This window comes from Amniculibacterium aquaticum, assembly GCF_003852705.1.
GTDB classification, from domain to species: Bacteria; Bacteroidota; Bacteroidia; order Flavobacteriales; family Weeksellaceae; genus Amniculibacterium; species Amniculibacterium aquaticum.
Map to the genome: position 1 here is coordinate 100,802 of NZ_REFA01000003.1, position 24,228 is coordinate 125,029.

Annotated in this window: 21 protein-coding genes and 1 tRNA gene; 13 read left to right on the forward strand and 9 right to left on the reverse strand. The window is 37.1% G+C overall.

Translation table 11 applies throughout. The features are described 5' to 3' along the window. Nucleotides 1–41 precede the first annotated feature (41 nt). The 7 genes from EIY84_RS02460 to EIY84_RS02485 all read left to right on the forward strand — a co-directional run bounded on the left by EIY84_RS02460 (nucleotide 42) and on the right by EIY84_RS02485 (nucleotide 5,053). A complete protein-coding gene (locus EIY84_RS02460; RefSeq protein ID WP_124640157.1) occupies nucleotides 42–680 on the forward strand; it encodes a DUF4290 domain-containing protein in 639 nt (212 codons plus the stop codon). Beyond that, nucleotides 680–1,987: a UDP-N-acetylglucosamine 1-carboxyvinyltransferase gene (gene murA, locus EIY84_RS02465; protein ID WP_124640159.1), complete on the forward strand. Its 1,308-nt coding sequence runs from the start codon at nucleotides 680–682 to the stop codon at nucleotides 1,985–1,987. Before EIY84_RS02460 ends, murA begins: the two co-directional genes overlap by 1 nt. Before the next feature lie 40 nt (nucleotides 1,988–2,027). Beyond that, entirely contained in the window at nucleotides 2,028–2,753 is a 726-nt protein-coding gene (locus EIY84_RS02470) for a CDP-alcohol phosphatidyltransferase family protein (RefSeq protein WP_124640162.1), read from the forward strand. A gap of 37 nt (nucleotides 2,754–2,790) precedes the next feature. Beyond that, complete coding sequence (locus tag EIY84_RS11930) at nucleotides 2,791–2,913, forward strand: hypothetical protein (RefSeq protein ID WP_262696897.1); 123 nt, start codon at nucleotides 2,791–2,793, stop codon at nucleotides 2,911–2,913. Nucleotides 2,914–2,918: 5 nt separating this feature from the next. Next, complete coding sequence (locus EIY84_RS02475; protein WP_124640165.1) at nucleotides 2,919–3,683, forward strand: 3'-5' exonuclease; 765 nt, start codon at nucleotides 2,919–2,921, stop codon at nucleotides 3,681–3,683. 103 nt (nucleotides 3,684–3,786) lie between these two features. Continuing rightward, a complete protein-coding gene (locus tag EIY84_RS02480; protein ID WP_124640167.1) occupies nucleotides 3,787–4,392 on the forward strand; it encodes a fumarylacetoacetate hydrolase family protein in 606 nt (201 codons plus the stop codon). Nucleotides 4,393–4,615: 223 nt separating this feature from the next. After that, a complete protein-coding gene (locus tag EIY84_RS02485) occupies nucleotides 4,616–5,053 on the forward strand; it encodes a universal stress protein (protein WP_124640169.1) in 438 nt (145 codons plus the stop codon). 73 nt (nucleotides 5,054–5,126) lie between these two features. Here the strand turns inward: EIY84_RS02485 and EIY84_RS02490 are convergent, their stop codons facing one another. Then, nucleotides 5,127–5,918, reverse strand: a complete 792-nt coding sequence (locus EIY84_RS02490; RefSeq protein WP_124640171.1) for an aminotransferase class IV — start codon at nucleotides 5,916–5,918, stop codon at nucleotides 5,127–5,129. Nucleotides 5,919–6,014: 96 nt separating this feature from the next. Beyond that, entirely contained in the window at nucleotides 6,015–6,401 is a 387-nt protein-coding gene (locus tag EIY84_RS02495) for an START-like domain-containing protein (protein WP_124640173.1), read from the reverse strand. A gap of 375 nt (nucleotides 6,402–6,776) precedes the next feature. On the opposite strand from EIY84_RS02495, the gene EIY84_RS02500 reads away from it, so the two are divergent. The 3 genes from EIY84_RS02500 to EIY84_RS02510 are packed head-to-tail and all read left to right on the forward strand — an operon-like array spanning nucleotide 6,777 to nucleotide 10,199. Continuing rightward, nucleotides 6,777–7,253: a Fur family transcriptional regulator gene (locus EIY84_RS02500; protein WP_124640175.1), complete on the forward strand. Its 477-nt coding sequence runs from the start codon at nucleotides 6,777–6,779 to the stop codon at nucleotides 7,251–7,253. Beyond that, nucleotides 7,250–8,983 carry an OstA-like protein gene (locus tag EIY84_RS02505; RefSeq protein WP_124640177.1) on the forward strand — a complete coding sequence of 578 codons (1,734 nt, stop codon included), beginning with the start codon at nucleotides 7,250–7,252 and terminating at the stop codon, nucleotides 8,981–8,983. The genes EIY84_RS02500 and EIY84_RS02505 overlap by 4 nt, the downstream gene beginning before the upstream one ends. Before the next feature lie 40 nt (nucleotides 8,984–9,023). Continuing rightward, nucleotides 9,024–10,199: an aspartate aminotransferase family protein gene (locus EIY84_RS02510; RefSeq protein ID WP_124640179.1), complete on the forward strand. Its 1,176-nt coding sequence runs from the start codon at nucleotides 9,024–9,026 to the stop codon at nucleotides 10,197–10,199. 119 nt (nucleotides 10,200–10,318) lie between these two features. Here EIY84_RS02510 and EIY84_RS02515 read toward each other — a convergent pair. From EIY84_RS02515 to pdxH, 4 genes are all read right to left on the reverse strand, one after another. Further along, nucleotides 10,319–10,396, reverse strand: a tRNA-Pro gene (locus EIY84_RS02515). Between the two features lie 160 nt (nucleotides 10,397–10,556). Further along, complete coding sequence (locus EIY84_RS02520; protein ID WP_124640181.1) at nucleotides 10,557–11,825, reverse strand: DUF2130 domain-containing protein; 1,269 nt, start codon at nucleotides 11,823–11,825, stop codon at nucleotides 10,557–10,559. Nucleotides 11,826–11,939: 114 nt separating this feature from the next. Further along, nucleotides 11,940–16,778, reverse strand: coding sequence for a RecQ family ATP-dependent DNA helicase (locus EIY84_RS02525; RefSeq protein ID WP_124640183.1), 4,839 nt, complete (start codon nucleotides 16,776–16,778; stop codon nucleotides 11,940–11,942). Nucleotides 16,779–17,209: 431 nt separating this feature from the next. Next, nucleotides 17,210–17,854, reverse strand: a complete 645-nt coding sequence (gene pdxH / locus EIY84_RS02530; protein ID WP_124640185.1) for a pyridoxamine 5'-phosphate oxidase — start codon at nucleotides 17,852–17,854, stop codon at nucleotides 17,210–17,212. A gap of 22 nt (nucleotides 17,855–17,876) precedes the next feature. On the opposite strand from pdxH, the gene EIY84_RS02535 reads away from it, so the two are divergent. Further along, the gene (locus EIY84_RS02535; protein WP_124640187.1) at nucleotides 17,877–18,422 is read left to right on the forward strand and encodes a YqgE/AlgH family protein; all 546 of its coding nucleotides are present in this window, start codon (nucleotides 17,877–17,879) and stop codon (nucleotides 18,420–18,422) included. A 56-nt stretch (nucleotides 18,423–18,478) separates the two neighbouring features. On the opposite strand, the gene EIY84_RS02540 is transcribed toward EIY84_RS02535, so the two are convergent. Continuing rightward, entirely contained in the window at nucleotides 18,479–20,338 is a 1,860-nt protein-coding gene (locus EIY84_RS02540; RefSeq protein WP_124640190.1) for an OmpA family protein, read from the reverse strand. A 416-nt stretch (nucleotides 20,339–20,754) separates the two neighbouring features. After that, the gene (locus EIY84_RS02545) at nucleotides 20,755–20,982 is read right to left on the reverse strand and encodes a DUF6341 family protein (RefSeq protein ID WP_124640192.1); all 228 of its coding nucleotides are present in this window, start codon (nucleotides 20,980–20,982) and stop codon (nucleotides 20,755–20,757) included. Between the two features lie 41 nt (nucleotides 20,983–21,023). Between EIY84_RS02545 and EIY84_RS02550 the strand changes: the two genes are divergently transcribed. Together EIY84_RS02550 and EIY84_RS02555 are read left to right on the forward strand one after the other, a co-directional pair. Next, nucleotides 21,024–21,944, forward strand: a complete 921-nt coding sequence (locus tag EIY84_RS02550) for a DUF6427 family protein (protein ID WP_124640194.1) — start codon at nucleotides 21,024–21,026, stop codon at nucleotides 21,942–21,944. 4 nt (nucleotides 21,945–21,948) lie between these two features. Further along, nucleotides 21,949–22,533, forward strand: coding sequence for a DUF3109 family protein (locus tag EIY84_RS02555; RefSeq protein ID WP_124640196.1), 585 nt, complete (start codon nucleotides 21,949–21,951; stop codon nucleotides 22,531–22,533). An 87-nt stretch (nucleotides 22,534–22,620) separates the two neighbouring features. Here EIY84_RS02555 and EIY84_RS02560 read toward each other — a convergent pair whose 3' ends face one another. Next, the gene (locus EIY84_RS02560; protein WP_124640198.1) at nucleotides 22,621–24,204 is read right to left on the reverse strand and encodes a calcineurin-like phosphoesterase C-terminal domain-containing protein; all 1,584 of its coding nucleotides are present in this window, start codon (nucleotides 24,202–24,204) and stop codon (nucleotides 22,621–22,623) included. Between the last annotated feature and the right edge of the window lie 24 nt (nucleotides 24,205–24,228).

Here is a 24,228-nt window from a genome sequence, read left to right on the forward strand (position 1 = left end):
TCTCGGAAATTTTTCGAGGCTATTTTTTTATATTTGCATTTATGGAATACAATACACAAAAATCTCAACTCTTCATGCCGGAATACGGAAGGATCATCCAACAGCTGGTAGAAAGATGCAAATCGCTTGCAACCAAAGAAGAACGCAACGAAATGAGCCATGCAATTGTTGATTTTATGGGACAAAGAAACCCACAACTCCGCGATGAGGACGGTTATAAGCACAAGCTTTGGGATCATCTGTTTATTTTGGCGAATTACGATTTGGATGTCGATGCACCCTACCCTTTTCCAACTCCGGAACAATTGGCCGTAAAACCAGAAAGAATGACCTATCCAAAGCTGCAAGGAGATTTTAAATTTTACGGTAAAAGTATTCTGCAACTTATAGAAAAAGCCATCGAACTGCCAGAAGGAGACGGAAAATTGGCTCTGATTGAGGTTATTGCCAATAACATGAAGAAATCCTACAACATCTACAACAAAGAGCATGTCACAGACGATGTCATCTTTCGACACCTGAAAGAACTTTCAGAAAACCGCCTGGATCTAACTTCTATCGACTCTTTGGACAGAAGCAAAATTTATTATTCCAACAAGTCGAATAAAAACAACAACGGTAACAACAGAAACAATAGCAACAACAAAAAGCGACATTTTAACCATAAAAATAAAAAATAATGACAGGGGCTTTTCAAATACGAGGTGGAAAAAGATTGCATGGTGAAATTACACCACAAGGTGCAAAAAATGAAGCTTTACAAATCTTATGTGCCGTTTTACTTACCGATGAAGAGGTAAGAATAAAAAACATTCCCGACATCCACGATGTAAATAGACTGATCGAAATTCTGGGCGATTTTGGCGTGAAAGTAACCAAAAATGCTCACGGCGATTATACCTTCAAAGCAGATCAAGTTAATTTTGACTACATACGCTCCAAAGAATTTAAAAAAGACGGAGCCAAACTTAGAGGTTCCATCATGTTGCTAGGACCGATGTTGGCACGATTTGGCGAAGCGTATATGCCAACTCCTGGTGGTGACAAAATCGGACGACGAAGACTGGATACCCATTTTCAAGGTTTTGTTGAATTGGGCGCCGAGTTTACTTACGACGAAGACGAAGCCTTCTACAGTTTGAAAGCCAAAGAACTAAAAGGGAAATTTATTTTACTTGAAGAAGCTTCGGTTACCGGTACCGCCAATGTGGTCATGGCAGCAGTTTTGGCTAAAGGAAAAACAAGAATCTACAATGCCGCTTGCGAACCTTACCTACAGCAACTATGCAAAATGCTTAACCGCATGGGAGCTCAGATTTCCGGTATCGGCTCTAATTTACTAACGATAGAAGGCGTAACACATTTGCACGGCACAGAGCACACCATGCTTCCTGACATGGTAGAAATCGGCTCTTGGATTGGTCTTGCTGCCATGACAAAGTCCGAAATCACCATAAAAAATGTAAACTGGAATCAGCTGGGCGTTATCCCAAATACTTTTAGAAAACTAGGAATACAGCTGGAGCAAAGCAATGACGATATATTCATCCCAGCTCAGGAACAATACCGAATCCAAAAATTTATCGACGGATCCATCCTAACGGTATCCGATGCACCATGGCCGGGTTTCACACCGGATTTATTGTCCATCGTTTTGGTGGTGGCCACACAGGCAAAAGGTACGGTACTCATTCATCAAAAAATGTTTGAATCCAGATTGTTTTTTGTGGACAAATTAATTGATATGGGTGCACAAATTATCCTTTGCGATCCGCACAGAGCAACAGTCGTTGGACTGAACCACGAATACCCATTGAGGGGAACCACCATGACCTCTCCAGATATCCGAGCCGGAAACGCTTTGCTTATTGCTGCCCTTTCTGCAGAAGGCAAATCCATTATCCACAATATTGAGCAAATTGACAGAGGGTACGAAAATATCGACGGCCGTCTGAAAGCTTTGGGTGCCGATATCGAAAGAATTTAATTTTAAACAGACCCTTAGAATAATTGTTAGAATTTCATTCATGAATTTTATTAAAAATAATTTAGCCAATGCCTTTACCTTGGGGAATTTGTTCTCCGGTTGCATTGGAGCGATACAGTTGCTTTATGGAAATTATCAAGTGACGGCTATTTGCATTGCCATTTCCTTGGTGTTGGATTTTTTTGACGGTTTTATCGCTCGTGCCCTAAAAGCCAACTCCAATCTTGGAGTGCAGCTGGACTCATTGGCAGACATGGTCAGCTTTGGATTCTTACCGGGATTGGCCATGTACAAAATGTTGGAACCCTACGGAAACATCCTTTACGGCATACAATTGCCTTTCGAAATAAAGTATTTGGGGTTGTTCATCACGCTGTTTTCTTGCCTGCGATTGGCAATTTTCAATTTGGATGAAGAACAAAAATATTATTTCAAAGGTCTTAATACGCCCAGCAACACCATCCTGATTTTTGGTTTGTTTTGGATACAACCCAACATTGTACTTAGCCAAGACATCATCACCAATGTCAATCTTACATCTGTACTTTGGGTGGTGGTTACAGGACTTTCATCGTGGTTACTGATCAGTCCGATAAAAATGATCGCCATGAAATTCAAGTCAATGAAATTGCAAGATAATTATCCCAAATTGGCCTTGCTGATTGGTGGAATTGTCCTTTTGGCCGTATTCGGAGTTACGGGAATCCCGATGGTCATTTTGTATTACATCATTATCTCCATCGTCTTTCAAAAACAATTGAAATAAACGAATGATGGTGCGATGAAGTAAAAAAATACCAGGATTGAATCCTCTTTTTTACTTCATCACTTCATCACTTCATCACTTTATAACCTCATCACCTCATCACTTTATAACTTCATCACTTCATCACTTCATCACTTCATCACCCAATAACATCTTCTAAAAATAATGAACTTAAAACTCCATAAACCGCTTTGTGTTTTCGATTTGGAAACCACAGGAACTCATGTAGGAAAAGATAGAATTGTTGAGATTTGCATTTTAAAAGTAAATCCGGATGCCTCCAGAGAAAGCAAAACTTGGTTGGTCAATCCAGGAATGCCCATACCTGCAGAATCCAGCGCCGTGCATGGCATTTCTGATGCTGATGTCGCCGATGCACCAAGTTTTCAGGAAATTGCTCCAAAAATCATGGAGATGATTGCCGGAACCGATTTGGCAGGCTTCAACTCCAATCGTTTTGATGTACCCCTTTTGGCAGAAGAACTTCTGAGAGCCGGTTTGGATTTTGATTTGTCAAAATTCCGTTTGGTAGATGCACAAACCATATACCATAAAAAAGAACCGAGAAATCTAAGTGCTGCGTATCGATTTTATTGCGATAAGGAATTGGTAAATGCCCATTCTGCCGAGGCCGATGTAATGGCGACTTTTGATATTTTGGATGCTCAGGTGGGCAAGTACGAGGATTTGCCTAATGAAATTGCCGAACTGAGTGAGTTTTCTTACCACAGCAAATTTGCCGATCTCGCCGGGATGATCCATTTCAATGATAAAAATGAAGAAATTTTTGCTTTTGGAAAGTACAAAGGACAAGTGGTGAAGGAAGTTTTCCAAAAAGATTTGGGTTACTACGGTTGGATACAAAATGCCGACTTCCCGTTGTACACAAAAAAGATTTTCACAGCCATACAATTAAGATCTAAATTTTAATCGAATAAAAATTTGATGAAGATGCATCTTCTGAAGACTTAGTCGTTTTTTCAAATGAAATCTAAGTCCCAATCGTCATTTTACAATTAATTAAAGAATATCCATGAAAATAATTTGCATTGGAAGAAACTATACCGAACACGCGCAGGAACTAGGAAACGAGATACCGGAAAATCCGGTGATTTTTATGAAACCCGATACGGCGGTATTGAAAGGTTCGGATTTTTATATTCCGGAGTTTTCCAACGATGTACACCATGAATTGGAGGTGGTTATCAAAATTTCAAAGGGAGGAAAATACATACAAAAAGATCATGCCCACAAGCATTACGAAGAAATTGCCTTGGGCATCGATTTTACTGCTAGAGATTTGCAATCCGATCTAAAAGCCAAAGGACTGCCTTGGGAATTGTCTAAAGCCTTTGACGGGTCTGCGGTTTTGTCCTCTTTTTTTTCTAAAGATCAATTTGATTTGGCAAATTTGAATTTCCAACTCAATAAAAATGGAAATAAAGTTCAGGAGGGCAACACCTCACAAATGCTCTATTCACCAGACGAAATTATTGCCTATGTTTCTCAGTTTTTTACACTTCGTGTGGGCGATTTGATCTATACCGGAACTCCAAAAGGAGTTGGAAAAGTAGAAGAGAACGATATTTTGGAGGCTTTTCTGGAGGGAGAAAAGGTTATGGATCTTAGGATTTGTTAATCGCTCTATTTTTTCTTTTTGTCCTTTTAATGTTCTAATTTCTCTGCTCCATAGCCCTGATCGAACGGCCTGTCTGAGCTCTTTTTGTGAAAATGGTTTTGGAAAAAGCCTTGGCATTTTCACAAAAAAGCGAGTAGTGAGAGTAGGTTCCCGGCTACTAAAAAAAAATCATGTTTTGGGTTTGGTAAAAATTGATTAACTTTATGGAACAAAAATAAAAATCATGATGAATATTGTATTGCCTGTGGATTTTGGAGGATCTTCTGATAAATTAATTGAGGGTGCTGTTAATTTTGCAAAAATTACCAATGCCAAAATTTGTTTGATCCATGTTGCTCCTTCGGATATAGGTTTTGCCATTGGGGATATGGGTTTCCAATATTTTCCCGAGGTGGAACAAAACGAGATCAAAGAAGAATTGCTGCAACTGAACAACCTGGAGCAAAGAATTATTGCGATGGGTGTAGATTGCGAGCATTTGCTGAAGCAAGGTATTGCTGGAGATGCCATTTTGGACTATGCCAATCTGAAAAAAGCATCATACATTGTGGTTGGCTCTCACGGAAGAAGCGGTATTTACGATGTTTTTGTTGGCAGCCTAACCAAAGAGATTACCCGGAGATCGACCATTCCGGTGGTGGTTATTCCGGTGCATGAATAAACAATAGAATGACTAAAAAAGCCTCTTTTCCGTGATGGAAAAGAGGCTTTTTTGGTGGAATGAGAATTATTTTCTAAAAAGAATTTTTCCATTGGTTGATGATTTCTGAAAAACGCTCGTTGCCAAACGATTTGTTTCTGATTTTGGAAACGGTATAAAGTCCTTTTTCATCGGATATGATGAGGATTTCGTCGGCTTTTTGGGATTCGAAACCGCTCATTTCTTCGGGTTCTACAAAGGCCAAATTGCTTTTATGAACAAAAGTGACAAAATTTTCCATCAAAGGCGAGATGTAGGCGCCTTCCGATTGTTTTGGGATGCGGATGTATTTGTCTTGCAAAAGAAGGATATTTCCGTAGATGGATCTCGCAATTCTCTTGTTCGGGTTCAACAAAATAAGATCCTGAAGGTCGTTTTCCTGAGCATAGATCTCGGCATAGATGTTTTCTGGACTGTGCGTGCGGATGTTGCTCAGCAAATTGGTGTTCACATTGATTTCTTTGATCATGTCGATTTCTGCTGTTTTTTGAAGTCCCAAAACATCATCGGTTGGTTGGATTGAGAAAACAAAATCGACTGTGGATTTTTGTAATGCCTTTTGATCGATATTTCTATAGGCCATCAATTGGATAAAGGCATTGTTGTGTCCTTGGTTGATCACTTTTTCTGTGAAAAGATTTTGGAAAAACTCCAAGGTGTACGACAATGGAATGTTCATTCTCATCTTTCGCATGGATGCCATTAGGAAGAAATAACATTCTTCGGCCATAATTAGTTGTCCATTTCTGACAAAAAAAGAAACTTTTACAGAATCTCCGTTTAGGAATGCGTGGTTCTGAGCTTGGAATTGATCCGTACTGTACATATTTTTGGTACTTATGAAAGTGAAATTAAGGTTATAAATAAAAAAAATAATGAACGAATGGTTTTTCGTTCATCTATTTTTGTGTTTCGAGTGAAATTAGGCTGCTCCAAGTTTTATTTGAAGATTTTCGATCAGGTTTTCCCAATACATTTTGTTTTCCTCTTCGTCGCCCGGTTCGCAGAAATCGGTAATTATCAGAGCGAGATCATCGGTAATGTCATCAATAACAATGGACATTTCGAAGAAATTTTTGGTGCCTTCGTCTTCTTCCCAACGGAAACGAACGAAACTCTCCGGTTTGTAGCGAATAAGCGTGGCTTTTTCTGCCGGTCCGCCACCCCAAGAGAAAAAGAAATCGTCTCCTTTTTCCACAACATCTTCCGCAAACCATTCTGCTAAGCCTTCAGCACTTGCAAGATATTCATACAAGATCTCGGAAAGACAATGCATAGGAAACTCATACTGTACTTTATGTTTCGCCATATTGATCGATTTTTATATTTCGTGCAATATATAAATTTATTTATAAAGATTGCAAAATATTCAAATTAATTTTCATTCACTTTGAAATGAAATCCAAACGGCTACTAAATTAGGTTTAGAAAAGGTCTCAAATTTTGAGTTCAAATTCTTGAATCCATTAAGAGCCCGTTCAAAATTTTAACTAAATAATACTTCGGCTATTTCTAATCTTTATTATCTTTCTTATCTGCCTTTTTATATTCTATTTAGCGTATTTTGCATTTTAAATTTTTGTTTTAGCACGCTAAGAGAATATTCATACAGACTATCGTGGTAATTGTATTCTGCAATATCCAATAAAAAACAATAAATTTGCATGAACTATCAATTAGAAATATGAATACCAATCAGAAGGAGAATAATATAGAAATTATTAAGGATGTATTAAGGAATTATTTGCAAGAAAATGGTTTTAGAAACACTCCGGAACGCTATACGATTTTAGAAGAAATTTACCAATTGGATCATCATTTTAATGTGGACGATCTTTATCTGATGATGATTCAAAAGAAATATCATGTTTCTAAAGCCACCATTTACAATACCATCGAGATTTTTTTGGATGCCGGACTCATCCGCAAACACCAGTTTGGAGAGAAAATTTCATCTTCGGCTTCTTATGAAAAATCCTATTTCGACAAGCAACACGATCATTTGGTTATCTATAAAAACGGATCGGATCGTGAGATTGACGAAATCATAGAATTCTGCGACCCTCGTATTCAAGGGATTAAAGAAGCCATAGAAAATGCTTTTGGTGTGCAAATAGACTCTCATTCTCTGTACTTTTATGGGACTAGAAAAGATTCATGAAAAAAATTGTAGCTCTATTTTTATTTTTTAGTGTTTGGTTTACTGCACAGGTCAATCAAAAGAATCTTAAAAAAGATTCGTTTTTCACTCCAAGTTCTGCACAACAAAATCAAAATGCAGAAAAAATACATCATACCCATTCCGATACTTTTTCAAAGGATCCTAAAAAGTATGATGGAAACCCTTACTTTCAGGGCAAAGTTCAGTTTGACCATCAAGGCTCTACACTTTTTGCAGATGTGGTGATCCTTTACCAAGAACAAAACTTTGTAAAAGCCATTGGAAATGTAAAGTTGCAAAACCCCGATGGCACCATAATTACCGCAGGCGAAATGGAATACGATGGCAATACACAAAGAGGAATTGCCAGAAAAAATGTGGTGCTTACCGATCCCAAACAGAGCATAAAAACGGAAACTTTGTATTACGACAAACTTCAAAAAAAAGCGTATTTCAACACGGGAGGTACCATTTCGGATTACCAAAATACCATGTACACCAAATCCGCAACTTACAATACGGAAAGCCGAATAATTGATTTTACAGGAAATGTGAAAATCAACAATGCCGAATACACGGTTGAAGGACAAAATATTCTTCAGGATCAAAACACCAATACGGCAACTTTTAGCGGTCCCACTTGGATTACCAATAAAAAAAATCCTGGCAATCAAATTTTTACTGAAAAAGGAATTTATAACATGACTTCCAAAGAGGTTTGGTTAGAGAAAAATTCGACCATCTATTACAACGGAAAAACCCTGAAAGGCGACAGAATGTATTTTAACCAGATCACAGGATTCGGAAAAGCCAACGGAAGGGTCACCCTGAACAATCCCAAAGAAAATCGTTATATAAAAGGAGGTTATGCCGAAATTTTTGAAAAAAAGGATTCGGCGATGATTACCGAAAAGCCCTATGCTGTGAAGATTTTGGAGAAAGATTCCATATATTTTTCTGCTGAAAAAATCTTTGCCTTTCAAAAGGCCGATACAGCGGATGTCAAGAAAAAGAAAAGTTTTCTCCGTGCTTTTTACAAAGCCAGAATGTACAAGTCCAATGCACAAGCCAAAGCCGATTCCATCAGTTTTAACGAGACCGATGGCATCATGCACCTCTTCCACAAACCCATTTTGTGGAGCGGCGAAAAGCAAGTGAGCGGTGACAAAATTGAAGCCTACTTCAATTCGGATTCCGAAAACATAGATTCTCTAAAAGTGGTGGGCAATGCTTTTGCCATTTCCAAAGCCGACTCCTTGAACCTGAAGGATGAATTCAATCAAGTAAAAGGAAAATTAATGTCAGTGTATTACCAAGACGGCGAGGTGAAATTGGCCAAAGTCATAGGAAATGCACAAGCAATCAATTATGCCGATGATCAAAATGAAAAAACCAAACAAACCGAAAGAATTGGGGTTGCCATTTCTTCTTGCGGAGTGATCGAGGCTGAGTTTGAGGAGAGAAAAGTTCAAATAATTTCGTGTAATATTGGCGCCAATTCGGAAGTCTATCCCATGAGTAAAATCGCAAAAAAAGACCGATTTTTACCCGATTTTAATTGGAATACCAAAGATCGACCTCTAAAATGGGAAGACATCTTTTTAGACACTCCCAACAATCCAGAAACCGTTTACGAGTCGGATGATTCTTTGTACGATCAAGCCCAGGAAATCATCCAGAAAAATAAAGAAAAAGAAGAGGCTAAAAAACCTAAAAGAACCAGGAAATAAATTCAATTTTCTTCTTTAATTCACATTCAAATCCATTAAAATGAATCAAGATTTTTTTAAATACCAAGCGCAAACCACAGCATTTGCCTCAGGATTTCAGGTGGAAAAAGCCGTTGGATCCTATATTTACGGAAAAGACGGTAAAAAATATTTGGACTTTGTGGCAGGAGTATCCGCAAATACTTTGGGGCATTCGCATCCCAAGGTGGTTGCAGCCATAAAAGAGCAAGCCGACCGGTATCTTCATGTGATGGTTTATGGCGAATATGCCCAAGAAAAACCGGTAGCTTTGTGCAAACTTTTGGCAGAGGCAACTCCCGAACCTTTGGAGGTCACTTATTTGGTCAATTCCGGAGCCGAAGCCATTGATGGAGCTTTAAAACTGGCAAAAAGATACACCGGAAGGGAAGAAATTGTTTCGATGAAAGATTCCTATCATGGCAATACTCATGGCGCACTGTCGGTGTCGGGAAATGAAGTTCATAAAAGGGAATTTCGACCGCTTTTGCCCATGGTCAATTTTATTCGCTTCAACGACGAAAGCGAATTTTATAAAATTACCGAAAAAACGGCCTGTGTTATTGCCGAAACCGTACAAGGAGCAGCAGGATTTCTGATGCCGGATCAGGATTATTTTAAAAATCTAAAAAAACGATGCGAAGAGGTTGGTGCTTTGCTGATATTGGACGAAATACAACCCGGATTTGGGAGGACGGGAAAATTATTTTCTTTTGAACATTTCGGCACGGTTCCCGACATCTTGGTGATGGGAAAAGGAATGGGGGGCGGAGTCCCGGTGGGTGCTTTCATGAGTTCCGAAAAAATTATGAACAGTCTTTCTCATTCTCCAAAACTTGGACACATCACTACTTTTGGGGGCAATCCCTTGATTGCTGCGGCTTCCTTGGCAACACTAAACGAGGTGTTGACTTCTGGTCTGATGGAAGAAATGGAAAGAAAAGAACTCTTATTCCGTCAGTTGTTGGTGCATCCTAAAATTAAAAACATCAATGGTAAAGGATTGATGTTAGCGGTAAATTTAGGCGAACCGGAATTCACGCTAAATGTGGCTAAAAAATGCATGGATAAAGGTCTGATTGTCTTCTGGCAGTTGTATAAGAATGAATACATGCGTATATCGCCACCATTGACCATCAGTGATGACGAAATCCGTGAGGGTTGCCAAATTATTTTGGACAGTTTGAATGAAATGTAAAAGCCTGTGATACATTTGAGAATATAATTTCAGGCTCTAAAATACAAATCCAACTTCAATATTGAGGTTGGATTTGTAATTTTTAAGCATAAAAAAAACCGTTTATAAAAACGGTTTCTTGGTCGGGGCGGCAGGATTCGAACCTGCGACCTCCTGGTCCCAAACCAGGCGCGATGACCGGACTACGCTACGCCCCGAAAGGTCATCTAACAAAGGGATGTTACCTTTATTTTTGTGGGTGCAAATCTATTGTTTTTTTTCTGAATAACAAAAATATTTTTCTGAAAAAATAATTTATTTTTTTAATAAAAATATGAATGCCAAAGCATTTTTGTCCGGGATACAGAAGATTTATAATCAATCGTTCAGTTCGTCAAATTTTGCTTTCATCGTGGGGTTGCCGTGGGTAAGTTTTTTGATGGTCAAATCTTCGGCTTTATCGTTGGCCAATCTTAGGTTGTTCTCAGACGAAAGCAATGCTGCTTTGGTTTTTTCTAATTCTTTGATAGTCTTGTCTATTCCATCAATGGCGTCTTTAAATTTTCTGCTTGCCAAATCATAATTTCTTGCAAAACCTTCTTTGAATTTGTTCATCTTCTCTTCAAAATTGGTGATGTCGATGTTCTGGCTTTTTACCATTGCCAGTTCTGCTTTGTACTGTATGGAGTTCATGGCGGCATTGCGAAGCAAAGTGATGATGGAGATGAAAAACTGAGGCCTCACCACATACATTTTCGGATATCGGTGAGAGACATCTACAATCCCGGTGTTGTAGTATTCGCTATCGGCTTCTAGCAAGGAAACCAGAATGGCGTATTCGCATTTTTTTTCGTTTCGGTCTTTGTCCAGTTCTTTCAAGAAGTCGTCGTTTTTCTTTTTTGTTGCAGTTTCGTCGCCTTCATTTTTCATTTCGAACATGATGGAGATGATCTCGTTGCCGGCATCGTCATTTTCTCTGTAGATAAAATCGCCTTTGCTGCCCGATCTGGCGTCGTTGTCTTTCTCGAAATAGGCTTTTTGGAATGCAGTTGCTCTTAGCTTATTGAACTCTGTTTCGCAATGTTGCTCCAGCGTTTCGCCCAACATTTTAGTGGAGAGTTTCAGTTTCATGTCTTTTACACGGGAGATTTCATCGTCTTTGTATTTGATGATATCGTCTTTGGTTTTCAGTTCGGCAGCATATTTTTCGACCAGAGATTTTTCTAGAAGTTGCTTTTCGGTGTCTATATTTTTTAGGTCGTTGGCGAGACGGTCTCTTTCTTTTTCAATCTTCTGTACCGCTTCGTTTACAGCGAGTTTTCTTTCAACTTCTGTATTTTCTATTTTCGCTTTCAACTTGCTGATTTCAGCGTCTTTTTCACTTAATTTTCCTGAGAGATTCAGTTCACTTTGGGCTTTCAGTTCGGTAAGCTCTTTGTCTTTTTTAGACAGCTGTTCTTGTATGGCGTTTCTAATATTGGCTTCGGCAAGTTTTACCGCACTTTCTTTTTCCCTTTCGGCCATGTCAAGTTGTCGTTTGATTTCTTCTTCAAACTGATGGTCTCTTACTTGTTTCAGTATATCGGCAAACCCGGCTTCGTCCACTTTAAAAGCTGTTTTGCAATTGGGGCATATTATTTCATTCATGTTCGATGTTGTTCTAGGGTTTAAAAATAGGACATTACTGTTTAATTATCAGAATGAATTGGATGTTATTTTGAAGATTTTTTTTTGAAATTTATATATAACAGTTTTTTGTGATTAATCTGTTTTTCTTTCAAAGGTCAACTCTGGCAAAATGATCTTTATCTCTTGTTGGGTTTCTTCTTTTTTCCAATAGAGAACAAAGTTTACTTTAGCAGATTTCAATTCAAAGTTTTTAGCTTTCAGTTTCTCTATTTGGGCGGTAAATTGCTTTGAAAATTTTAGCACTGAATTTCCTTTTTCATCAAAACATTCCATGCTATTTAACCGTAAAGAATCACCACTTTTAAGTTCTGAAATGGCGATTTGTCGATTGATGAAGAAATCAAGCCAAACATCTTTTAAAGTTAGATGCATGGACAATTGATTGGGAGGCAGATGCATTTCGATATTTTCAAATCGTTCTAAATTTTCTGCCGTGAGCGGGTCTAAAAAGTTTGAATTTAGATGAATTGTTAGGTTTGTTTTTGCCCGAGTCATTGCCACATACAAAAGTCGTTTCGCTTGATCGGTCGTTGCATCAAAATTTTCCAGCAGTATGAAAACATTATCAAATTCTTTCCCTTTGGCTTTGTGTATGGTTGAGACGAAAACAGTTTCTCCATTTTCATTGTAAAAATCTTCCAATTTAGACTCTCGAATGAAAACCTCTAAGTCGGATTTGTACTTGATTTTTGTGTTTGAGGCTTCAAATTCTTTGATGATGTTTCCTAAAATTTCCAATTTCGTACTGTGTCTGTATTTATTAACCACCTCTCGTTTTGCTTTCAGCCAAATGTCATCGTTGATGGTGTAAACATCATCGGCCAAATTCAAATGGTTCAAAAAATATCGAACTTCGTTGAGGTTGTATAAGCTGAAACCATCATTAGACTGTATCAATTTTGCTTGTAAGTTATTTTTCAAAAGCAATCCCGTAATCTGTTGTGCCTCATCGTTAGTTTTTGTCAAAACACAAGTTGTCCCTGATAGTCCTGTTGATAGTAGTTCTTGCACAAGAGGGACGGTCAGGTTTCCACTTTTATAATGGACAATTTTAATTTTCCCATTATCATTTTGCTTTGCGATGATGGGGGTTTGTTTGATGCGGTGCGAAACTTGTTTTACAAATTGATTAGAAAACCCAACTAAGTTAATTTTACTTCTGTAATTTTCTAATAATTCATGCTTTACGGCTTGGTTTTCGAAGATGAACTGCTCAAGATGTTTAGAATCTGCACCTCGAAATTCATAAATATTTTGGTCGTCATCGCCTACGGCAATTACGCGCATTTCTTCATTTTGTTCCATCAAAGTTTGAATCAAGTCAAACTCATCTTTGTCCATATCTTGTGCTTCGTCTATCACCAAAACTGTTTTGGTTATCCTACTTACTTCTACCTCATTATTTTTGATTTTCTGAATCGTTTTGCTTAGAATTTCGTTTGATTTTTCTAGGCTACCTACTTTACCTAATAGGTCAAAACAATAGGAGTGAAAAGTTTTAATTTCAATATAATTGGCAGCATTACCTATAAGCTGAAGCAAACGCTTTTTGAATTCAGTTGCTGCTGCTCTAGAGAAAGTAATCATTAGCAATTGCTCATGTTTAACATCCTCCATAAGAAGTAACGAAGCTAATTTGTGAACCAAAACCCTTGTCTTTCCACTACCTGGACCGGCTGCAACAACAATGTGTTTGGTTTCGTTGTCGTTAATAATTTTCAACTGAGTAGGTGAAAGTTCCCCGAAAAGTTGTCTAAATTTGGCAGGTGTAATATTTCGTTTTATTTCATTTTGCCTACTTCCTTTAAAATATTTATTGAGAAAGACAGGATAGTTTAAATGAAAATAGTCTTCTACAAATTGCAATGCGCTTTTATAGTCTTCAATCATTTTCTTAGCATATTCTCCAACAATATGAATTTGTTGAATTTTGCTTTCGTAAAACTGATTGAGCTTTTGATAATCCTCTTTTGTGTATCTTTTTTTGTTGTCTGTTTCTGTTCTTTCAATGGTCAAACGATTGTACACAACTAAAAAACCACCTTCAATTTTTATAGCTTCAATTCTTGACAAGTAAAAAAGCGTATCTTCAATATCATCAAGATTTATTTCCAATTTGAATAAATCTGAGCCGTTCTCATAAGCTGTTTTCAGTTCATGAATTGAAAATTCAACCAAAATTTCTTCTTTTGTTGAATCTTCAGATGCCGTAGTTTTAGTTTTTTCATAAAGAAATTCGATAATAAATTTTGCTAAAGTCTGTCTTTTTTCTAATTTTTCTTTCAACAATTCTCTTGGGTGCAAGGCAATTATTGACACATGACTTTTGGTGTCTAAGATTTTTCTTTTAACCCAATTTTTGATGGCCCAAAAATTGAGAATGGTTTTTATCTTATTACTACTGATGTCATTAAGTCCCTGTTCCTCGCCTTTTTCATTCAGTTCTTTTAGATGGTATATTTGTTCTTGCTCTTTTAAAAGCAGGAGCAAATAATTTTCAATTTTACTGAAGGAATCCACAATATTAAATGAACGATTGGTATTCTCTCCTTTTTTTATGAAAGCGGTTAGATCTTTTGCATCGGCCAGAATTTTTTCTTCACGCAAAAGATTAACGATGTTGATGACTTCTTCTTTTACAATCCCTAAATGGTCACTGATATAATCAATTCTTGATTCCGCAACCTCATCATTATTTTGTTTTCTACTTTTACTGGAGAAAAGTTTCTTGATAATTCTTACACCTTTTTCTTTTTGGTTACCCACAAATCTCTCTGAGGAGTTGATTTTGTCTATGGCTTCTTGTGCATTTTTAGAAATAATACTGTTTGCAAAAACTCGTGGCATATTTTGGCCGCGTTTCAAATAACCGGCATCTTCCAAGGCTGCAATTGCGGTAGTTACTCTGGTTTCTATTTCGACAACATTATCGTCCCAGCCTGCTTTTCGTGCAATCTCCAAGGCAGAATTGGATACGGTTGAACGAAAGCGTGTAATTTCTTTGATGGCTTTCCAAATCTGTTGTATTTCTTTGATGGAAAGTTTGGTCTGATTCAACAATATGAAATGTTTACTCAAATCTTCCTCGTTGAATAAAACAAAACAATCTGCCGTAATTTTTTCATCCCTACCGGCTCTACCTGCTTCCTGAATATAATTTTCCAAAGAATCCGAAATTTCATAATGAATGACCATCCCAACATCTTTCTTGTCCACCCCCATTCCAAAAGCAGAAGTAGCCACCATAATTTGGGTATCACCGTTGACAAACGAATTTTGATTTTCAGACTTTTCTTGTTTGTCCATCTTTCCGTGGTAGGGTTTGGCACTGAACCCGTCTTCTTTTAAGCGCTCTGCAAGCGTGTAGGCTTTTCGTGTTCTTGATACATAGATAATGGTTGGACAATTTTTTTCTTCTATCAAATCCCGAACTTGTTGGTATTTTGTTTCTTCGTCTGATTTTTCAAAAACTTTATAATGTAGATTTGTTCTTGATGCTTTTGAGGTAAATAATTCAAGATTGAGTGAAAGTTTTTCCTTGAAATAACCCAGAATATCTTCAATAACTTTCTGTTTTGCTGTTGCTGTAAAACATGAAACGGGAATGCCGTCTTCGATATTTTTCTTTTCTTGAATGGATTTGATAAAATCTCCGATGTATAAATAATCCACCCTGAAATCTTGTCCCCACGAAGAAAAACAATGTGCTTCATCTATTACAAAACGAGCTATTTTCCTACCTAGAATCAATCGTTCTATCGTTTTTGATCGCAAAGATTCAGGCGAAATGTACAGTATGCACGCTGAGCCATCCTCAACTCTTTCGAAAGATTTTGCTCTTTCAATAGGGTCCAGTAAGCCGTTTATGGTAACCGCATTTGTAATTCCATTTTTTTCAAGATTATCCACTTGATCTTTCATCAAGGATTGCAACGGTGAAATCACAACAGTTAAAGCATTAGAAGTGTCTCCACTCATCAATGCCGGAACTTGAAAAGTAATGGATTTGCCACCTCCAGTTGGGAAAACCGCTAGTATAGACTTATTATCAATTGCAGCTTTCACCGCTTTTTCTTGCAATGGTTCACCACCATAGCTTCTGTAAGAATCAAAGCCAAAATACTTTTTAAGTCCTTTATGTGCATCTAAAAAACCGTTGCAGTATTCGCAGCCACTAATGCAAGGTTTGTTTCGTAATCGAAACATGAGTTGCTCTACATCAGGATACATTTTCAAAACCCAAGGAGGTGTTATGGAATGGATTTTATTGTGTTGAACGAAGGAATCGATAAGAGATAAACAGTAAGCTAATTCAATAGGTTTTTCTACAATAATGTTTGTTAGATAAACATGTCCACAAATTTCTTTTTTAAATTTTTGTCGAATAAGTTCTTCAATGTTCGTATCTGAATGGTTGTATGCAATATAACGGAAAAAAGCTTGAAACTCTTTTTTGTCGTATAAAAGAAGATGAAAAATCTTCTTTAGAGTGTCGTCAATCCCTTTGAAAGTAGCAATTTCATCATTCAGTAAATCTCTAGCCTTGATGGAGTCGGTCAGAGGATTATTTGCCTCAGAGGATTGGATTTTATCATCTTTGAGTAATGAATGATAGGGCTTTGTTGGAAAAAGCAATGGCGAAAGAAACAATGTGTCTATAATGTTAGCCGAATTGATACCTGCATCAAAGAGGGCTTTCCCAATATATTTAATGTCGTGATTGAAAATATTGTGTCCAGCTACGAAATGTGTTCCATTGAGAAAATGTACAAAGTCAAGTATCGAAGCTTTATGAAAAGTACTTCCATTGCCCTTGATTCCACCAATATCAAGTATTTTATTACTAATTGGTTCAATTTCTGTGTCTATGAATGCGATAGAGCTGCATGTATGTTCACTTTCTCCTTTCAATATTTGTTACTTCTAAGTTAGTTGGTTGGCAAGTACATATTTTAAATTCAAAAATACAGCTTCTGTATTTTAAGCCATAATTTATGAACTAAATTAACAAAAAAAGTAGTATAATTTAAAAATAAAATTGCACCATATATTACTATTGAAGTCAATATGTTTCTCTCACTTTTTTAATTTTCAGAATGCATTAATATTGAGAAACAAAAAATCCGTTCAAATATTGAATTCCCTTCCATCCATAGCTTTTTTTAAATTGATTTTCAACACCATAAATATGGTATCGAAGATTTCAAATTCGAGTTGTATGATAATTTTACAACAAAAAAACTTCTCTTTTCCGAGAAGTTTTTTGTGAGTACACCAAGATCTGAACCTGTGAACAAAACGATTGAAATCAAGGTAAAACCCCACCAGAATTGTGTAAATACTTATGGAGCAAGCCTGGAAATTTCCCAATCGAAATCTTCATTCAAGCTATATAAAATCCTATCGTGTAAACGATTGGGCCTTCCTTGCCAAAATTCAATTTCATAAGGCTTGGCTAAAAATCCACCCCAATGTTTGGGTCTGGGAATCTCCTGCCCTTCCCAATCTTTTTCTAATTCGGTTAGTTTTTTTTCTAAAAACTCTCGATTCGGGATCTCTTGGCTTTGCGGCGAAACCCATGCACCCAACTGACTGCCTCGAGGTCTGGATGCAAAATACCCATCAGAAAGATTCTCAGCCAGCTTTTCCACATTGCATTTTATTATGATTTGCCTTTCCAAGCTGGGCCAAAAAAAATGCAAACATGCTTTCGGATGATCCATTATCGTTTTACCCTTTCTGCTTTCATAATTGGTGTAAAAAGAAAACCCCTCCCAATTGTAGGATTTTAACAACACCATCCTGGTTCGGGGACAACCATCGGCTTCTACCGTAGAAACGGAAACCGCGTTTGCTTCTGATACATTGGGATCGTTTTGTGCTTCTAAAAACCAATCTCTAAATTGCTCTATGGGATTTTGTCTGATCTGGGATTCTATCAGTTCGGATTTGTTATAAACTTTTCTTTGATCGTGTAGGTTTTCCATTGAAAAAAGATTATATTTGATTATGGATAAGTCGTACAAAGGTAAATTATTAATTTCTACTCCGGATCTGTCTTCGGATATATTTTCTCGTTCGGTGATACTGATCATTGATCACAATGAAAATGGAGCTTTCGGACTTATACTCAACAAAAAAAACGATATTGCAACCCATGCACTTCGCCACATTTTCGGTAGTGAGATTGAAGTTTTTGATGGAGGACCTGTTGAGAACGATAAAACTTTTTTTATTGTTCGTGGCCAACCCATCACCGATTTTTATATGAAATTGGATAACGATTTTTACATCACCGAAGATCTTGAAAACATTGTGAAAGCAGTGATTGGAGGCGAAATTCCATTAGATCACATGAAAATATTTTCAGGATATTCCGGTTGGTCCAAGGATCAATTGGAATCTGAAATTGATAAAAAACATTGGACTGTTGTTGATGTATATCAGATGGATTATACCAACAACGATCCCAATCTTTGGAAAAACATCATGCAAAACTTAGGTGGAGAATTTCTGATTTGGTCCAATGCTCCCAATGACATCTCCATGAACTAAAAGATAAAAACCACTTCTCGAAAAAGAAGTGGCTTTTTTGGGTCTATTATATTCATTTATTTTGGACAGATCACTTTCATTTCGGTTCTTCTGTTCATTTGATGTTCGGCTTCTGAACATTTCACATGATCTGCACAACGGTTCAACAGTTTTTTCTCACCGTAACCTTTTGCTATTAATCTATCTTTCGCTATACCTTGAGAAACGATATAGTCTACTGCCGCTTGAGCTCTTCTTTGCGATAATTTATTGTTGTAATTGTCGGAGGCTCTGGAATCGGTATGTGAGGACAACTCAACCCTAATCGACGGATTGTCATTTAAAAATTGTACCAATCGGTTCAGTTCGGGTTTGGCATCGTCTCTGATAAAGGATTTATCCAAGTCATAAAGGATATCTTTAAGAATAATGGCATTGTTGCAATCGGCCAAATCCATACAGATTTCCAATCGAATGGTTGAAGTGCTGCTTCTGTTATATCCTCTTGTTGAAAAAGAAACATTTTGTGAGAGGTGATTCGCTTTCTTAGCATAAACGGTATAATCCGTATTTTCTGGTGCTCTGAATGAGAATTGTCCGTTGGCATCGGAACGGTAGTTTTCTACTGCACCCGTTGTCTTATTGGTAACAATGATTTCTGCATCTGCAATCGGTTCGGAAGTATTACACCTCATCACATTTCCTTGAACGACGAATCGTTGATCCGGCAGAACAATCTCTTTTACAATTCCAAGAGTTGCATCACAGTTATTAAATTCACCGGTATCCACCGAAGCACCCGTCAATTCTTTTCCGTTATAAGTCCCTTTTACGCTATAATACCCTTTCACCACATTACCAAAATGGACATGACCATCGGCATCTGTAGTCGCATTTTGTACAACCGTATCATTGGAATCTACTAACGATACCGCAACATTAGATAGTACAGAACCACTACCTTCATCTTTTGCTGTAACATGAACCGAGCACACAATAGGCTTAGGAGCCTCCACCGTTTTCACTGGACTAATAAATTGAAATATCATACCGGCAAACACTCCAAAAGAATGAAATTTGGTATCGATAGGTCCTCTTTTATACATTGGTTCTTGTAAAGGATCGTACACTTGAAGTCCGTTATTAAATGTCGTATGTGGCGCTTGTGTACCGTAAGACATTCCAGAAGAAGAATTGAATAATTCCGGAGTTTTAAAGTGCTGCATATAATAACCTCCTAAGCTCATACCAAAATGAGGGCTGAAGAAATAATTAAATTGCAACGAAGCCTTACCTGTAAAAACAGAAGTAAGATTATATCCCGCATGATAATTGAGCATTATTGGTGTGGACAATGCATTTACAGCTCTTGTTTCTCCACCGCCATCACCTGGCGAATCGGGTGGTTCCGGATTGGTAGGTGTGCCAACACTTAAGGAATCCGGTGTTGCCATATGGTTTATTTCACCCCCTTTTATACTGGCGACACCCGCTCTTAATTTAAACTCAAAATCGGATTTTGGAGTTTGCCAAAATCTAAAACTCGGACCAATACCCACGAAATTTCTGGTGATTTTTTCTTCGGACAAATAAAAATCGTTAAAAGGTCTTGAATATGGATCTAGCAAGTTATCGGCCGGATAGGTACTTCTGGCTTGATTACGGATATAATCATAGTCCAGACCTAGCCCAAACCAATCCCAATAATAATCCAAAGAAGCTCCTGCCATAAAACCACCTTCGTATTTATAAAAAGGTTGAAGTTTTTGGTCGGCAGAAAGTTTTTTGAAATTAGGAAAATCATAACCTCCACGAATGGAAACTCTAAAGGCATTGTTTTTTAGTGGACGAGCAACATCCACCTCTTGTGCATGAAAGGAAGAAAAAAAAGACAATCCTCCCAAGAATATTGCACTGAGTAGTTTTAACTTTTTCATAACACTTCGTTTTTAGTTTATATCTATTTGTAATGATCAAATCCAACGAAACCAACTGAAAAAAAGTACACAATAAAAAAGTAAATTTAGAGCCCGTTTAAAATTTTACCAAAATAATAATTCGGCTATTTCTAATCCTTCATATCTGCCTTTTTGTATTCTATTTAGCGTAATTTTACATTTTAAATTTTTGTTTTAGCCCGCTAAAACTTCAATTTTAAAACCCAAAATCCATCTAATCATCTATACAAAAAATCTAGATATAAAATTTAAACAGACTCTAAATTCTTTTTAACAAATTTAACACAAACCCCTTTGCAAAATAAGAGTGTTTTCCCTTAATTTAGAAACAAAAATATAAACATAAAAAAAGGAAACGCTTTTGGCGCTTCCTTTTATATATCGATGCATGATCTTTATTTTTTATAAATCTTAGGATCACAATACGGTCTTGGCTCTTTTGAAGGCGATATATAATCGTTGTCCTTATTGTTACCCAAAGGTACAATAAGCTCCCAACACCAATAGGTAAAATAAGCCGAAGCTACCACGAACAATATCCAGTTCAAAACATTACCAAATAGGTCATAAAATTGAAAAGACCATTTGAATGCATCACTTATTAATAAGAACAAAGATGTCATAATTTCCTTTTTTAAATTAACTTTGCACAAATTTATAAAAAATGTTTAGATTACTTTCAAAAGAAAGCAATATTTTTTCGATACCGGTGTATATGGCTTTTTTACTCGTCATAACCATCGCATTTAACATTTTGAATTTCAATACCATAGAAGCCATTTCCGAAACCATAACTTTTATTGGAATTGCGCTTGGATATTTTTTATTTAACAAAATAAATCTCAATCAACAGATCCACTTACCCTTATTTCTATATACATTTTTCGTTTTTGCATTGTATCATGGTAATTTGGACATTGGCATCTCCGTAACCTTGCTGAGCAACTCTTTTTTACTTCTCATACTCACCAATACCGATGACAAGGTAAAGAAAAGCTCTTATGTTATCATTGGCTCTTTGTTGGCTCTTAATTATTTCTTTTTACCAACCACTTGGCCCATGCTGGCATTTGTAATGGTTCACATCATTGCTACGACCAGCCAAATAGCGCTCAATATTTTTCGTATATTACTTGGTATTGCTTTGGTTGCTTTATCCTATCTTCTCATTTCATTCAGTATTGGAAATAGAACTTTGGATATGGATTATTTTCCATCAAGTTCTTTCAGCGCCCTACAGACCTATTATCCGTTTACCATACTCATTCCAATTGTAGTATTAATCCTACTGGCCATCCTTTCTCATTTCGTACATCTAAATGAAAAGAGTTTGATAAACAAAACAAAATACACATTTTTATTAACCTTTTCGGCGGCACAATTGATTACCATTTTGCTGTACATGAACCAAAATTTTGAATACCTTTTACTTCTGGTACTTCCTGTAAGCATTATTTTGGGCAGATATTTAAGGTTTTTACCCAAATACTGGATGCAAGAATTGGGCATGTGGATCATTATCATTACCTTACTTTTGTTCAAAATAGGAACCTATTTCGACTTAAAACAATTAATATTTATTTAAAATTATGATACAAATAGAAGATAAACTGATTTCTGAAGATATTTTTTCTGAAGAATTTGTGTGTAACCTCAGCAAATGCAAAGGCGCTTGTTGTGTGGAAGGCGACATCGGTGCACCTTTGGAAAAAGAGGAAACAAAAATATTGGACGACATCTATGAAAAAATAAAACCCTACCTGACCCGGGAAGGGATAAAAGCCATTGAAGAACAAGGTACTTGGGAGATCGATCCTAGCGATGGGGATTTCGTAACACCGATGGTGGAAAACCGAGAATGCGTATATGTTACTTTTGATGAAAAGGGCATTACAAAATGCGGCATCGAAAAAGCGTATGAAGACGGAGTAATAGATTGGCAGAAACCTATCTCATGTCACTTGTACCCCATCCGAGTACAGAAATACTCTACATTTACCGCACTGAATTACCACGAATGGTCCATTTGCAGCGATGCTTGTGCTTTGGGTAAGGAATTGCAGGTTCCAGTGTATAAATTCCTAAAAACACCACTTATACGCAAATTTGGAGAGGATTTTTTCACCATGCTCTCAGAAGCTGCCGAAGAGTGGGAAAAAGAGTTTGGCAAGTAAACCTTTTCAGCTCAGAATCATCATAAAAAAACAAGGAAGCCACCCACTAAGGATGGCTTCTTTTTTAAAACTCAGCAACGCTGAAAACTAAGGTATAGGATTGGGTTCTGCTACTATAAACTGTTCGGTTGCGGTATAGATCTTTCCGTATCTATCGATAACCCTTACCTCTACAGTATGAGAGCCTTTGGACAACTTCTTCGGAAATCCTGCGGTCCAAATATGTTGGGAAATTTCTGGGTTAGACGGTCTTCTGCCTTCAAAAAGTTGCTGGGTGGTATCCCATTGGTACACAGAAATGGCAAAATTAGGATCTGCAGTTGGGGAAAACGACATGTCCTTCCACTCTCCTTGATCGATTCTGTATTCCATTTTATCATTTTTAGATCCCATAAAAAAGTTGGCCATAATGCGAGCCGAATTTTTAGAATGGAAAGGAATCACTTCTGGGACATGCAATTTGATCTGATAGCTTTCTGGTTTTCCGGCAACTTTATACTCGATATCATATTGATTATCTTTGAAGTTAATAAAAGAATAACCTCTATCCGTACCATCTCTCATGGTAGATGCAGGAACTCCCAAATTGTCCTTGATGCCAGAGTACCAATCACCAGAAGTAGTCCCGACATTGTATTCGTGCAAAGGCTTTTCTCCATTCCATCCAGCTTCTTTTCCGTAGAACAACTGCTGCTGAACATGAGTGTGTGCCGAAAGTAAAAGCGTATTTTTAAAAGGCTCTAAGGCTTTGAACAATCTTTCTCGGTCTTCTTTTCTAAAACTTTTTTCGTGTGACTGATATAAAGGAATATGATACGATATCACCACCAATTGGTTGGGATCCACATGCTTCAAATCGTTTTCTACAAATTTCATTTGATCTTCTCTAAAGCCACCCCAATAGCTTTTTCCACCTCTAGGATCTGGATATAAGATGTCATCTAACACAATAAAATGAACATTTCCATAGTTGAAGGCATAATTGGCAGGACCAAAATTGGCTTCAAAAGTTTCGTCAGAAAGCTGATCTTCTTTCGCATCATAGTTCATGTCATGATTTCCCATCACATTATACCATGGCAACCCGACCTCTTTCATTACTTTAGAATACAACGGTTGTAGACTTAGATCATCGCCAACAATATCGCCCAAACTAATTCCAAAAACGGCCGATTTTTTGTTATTCTTCACTTCATTGACAATACCCCTGCGGAAATAATCCAATTCTTTTTCATTATAAGGTTGAGGATCTCCAAAAACCAAAATACTGAAATCTTTATTTTCCTTTTGCTCAAAAAGAGGGAAGTTAATTTCTTTTGGCAAGTTTCCTGTGGGTGCACTTCCTTTGTATTTAAAATCGGCAGGTGACCCCTGTGGCTTGTGCTGATAATAGTACATAGGCTGCTGTAGTGATGACACTGGAAACATAAATTGGGCCGGCTTAACCACAAATATAGTTTGTCCCTCCTTCACAGGGATTTGGTACCAACCTTTTTCATTCGTCAATACAACATCTTCACCATTGGATACCGCAACTTTGGACATTCCATTTTCACGGTTTTCTTTTTTTAAATTTTTATTGGCATCGTGGAAAACATATCCCGTTGCATAATTTTGAGAAAATGCCATGGCCGAAATCAGCATACAAGGCAATATGAATTGATTTTTCATTCTAAATAAAAGTTTATAATATTA

Coding starts and splice junctions, on each gene's coding strand:
- EIY84_RS02550 (WP_124640194.1), top strand. CDS start 21,024: ATGTTTAGATTACTTTCAAAAGAAAGCAATATTTTTTCGATACCGGTG.
- EIY84_RS02475 (WP_124640165.1), top strand. CDS start 2,919: ATGAACTTAAAACTCCATAAACCGCTTTGTGTTTTCGATTTGGAAACC.
- EIY84_RS02460 (WP_124640157.1), top strand. CDS start 42: ATGGAATACAATACACAAAAATCTCAACTCTTCATGCCGGAATACGGA.
- EIY84_RS02490 (WP_124640171.1), bottom strand. CDS start 5,918: ATGTACAGTACGGATCAATTCCAAGCTCAGAACCACGCATTCCTAAAC.
- EIY84_RS02505 (WP_124640177.1), top strand. CDS start 7,250: ATGAAAAAAATTGTAGCTCTATTTTTATTTTTTAGTGTTTGGTTTACT.
- EIY84_RS02500 (WP_124640175.1), top strand. CDS start 6,777: ATGAATACCAATCAGAAGGAGAATAATATAGAAATTATTAAGGATGTA.
- EIY84_RS02480 (WP_124640167.1), top strand. CDS start 3,787: ATGAAAATAATTTGCATTGGAAGAAACTATACCGAACACGCGCAGGAA.
- EIY84_RS02495 (WP_124640173.1), bottom strand. CDS start 6,401: ATGGCGAAACATAAAGTACAGTATGAGTTTCCTATGCATTGTCTTTCC.
- EIY84_RS02535 (WP_124640187.1), top strand. CDS start 17,877: ATGGATAAGTCGTACAAAGGTAAATTATTAATTTCTACTCCGGATCTG.
- EIY84_RS02520 (WP_124640181.1), bottom strand. CDS start 11,825: ATGAATGAAATAATATGCCCCAATTGCAAAACAGCTTTTAAAGTGGAC.
- EIY84_RS02555 (WP_124640196.1), top strand. CDS start 21,949: ATGATACAAATAGAAGATAAACTGATTTCTGAAGATATTTTTTCTGAA.
- EIY84_RS02540 (WP_124640190.1), bottom strand. CDS start 20,338: ATGAAAAAGTTAAAACTACTCAGTGCAATATTCTTGGGAGGATTGTCT.
- EIY84_RS02545 (WP_124640192.1), bottom strand. CDS start 20,982: ATGACATCTTTGTTCTTATTAATAAGTGATGCATTCAAATGGTCTTTT.
- murA (WP_124640159.1), top strand. CDS start 680: ATGACAGGGGCTTTTCAAATACGAGGTGGAAAAAGATTGCATGGTGAA.
- EIY84_RS02470 (WP_124640162.1), top strand. CDS start 2,028: ATGAATTTTATTAAAAATAATTTAGCCAATGCCTTTACCTTGGGGAAT.
- pdxH (WP_124640185.1), bottom strand. CDS start 17,854: ATGGAAAACCTACACGATCAAAGAAAAGTTTATAACAAATCCGAACTG.
- EIY84_RS02510 (WP_124640179.1), top strand. CDS start 9,024: ATGAATCAAGATTTTTTTAAATACCAAGCGCAAACCACAGCATTTGCC.
- EIY84_RS02560 (WP_124640198.1), bottom strand. CDS start 24,204: ATGAAAAATCAATTCATATTGCCTTGTATGCTGATTTCGGCCATGGCA.
- EIY84_RS02485 (WP_124640169.1), top strand. CDS start 4,616: ATGATGAATATTGTATTGCCTGTGGATTTTGGAGGATCTTCTGATAAA.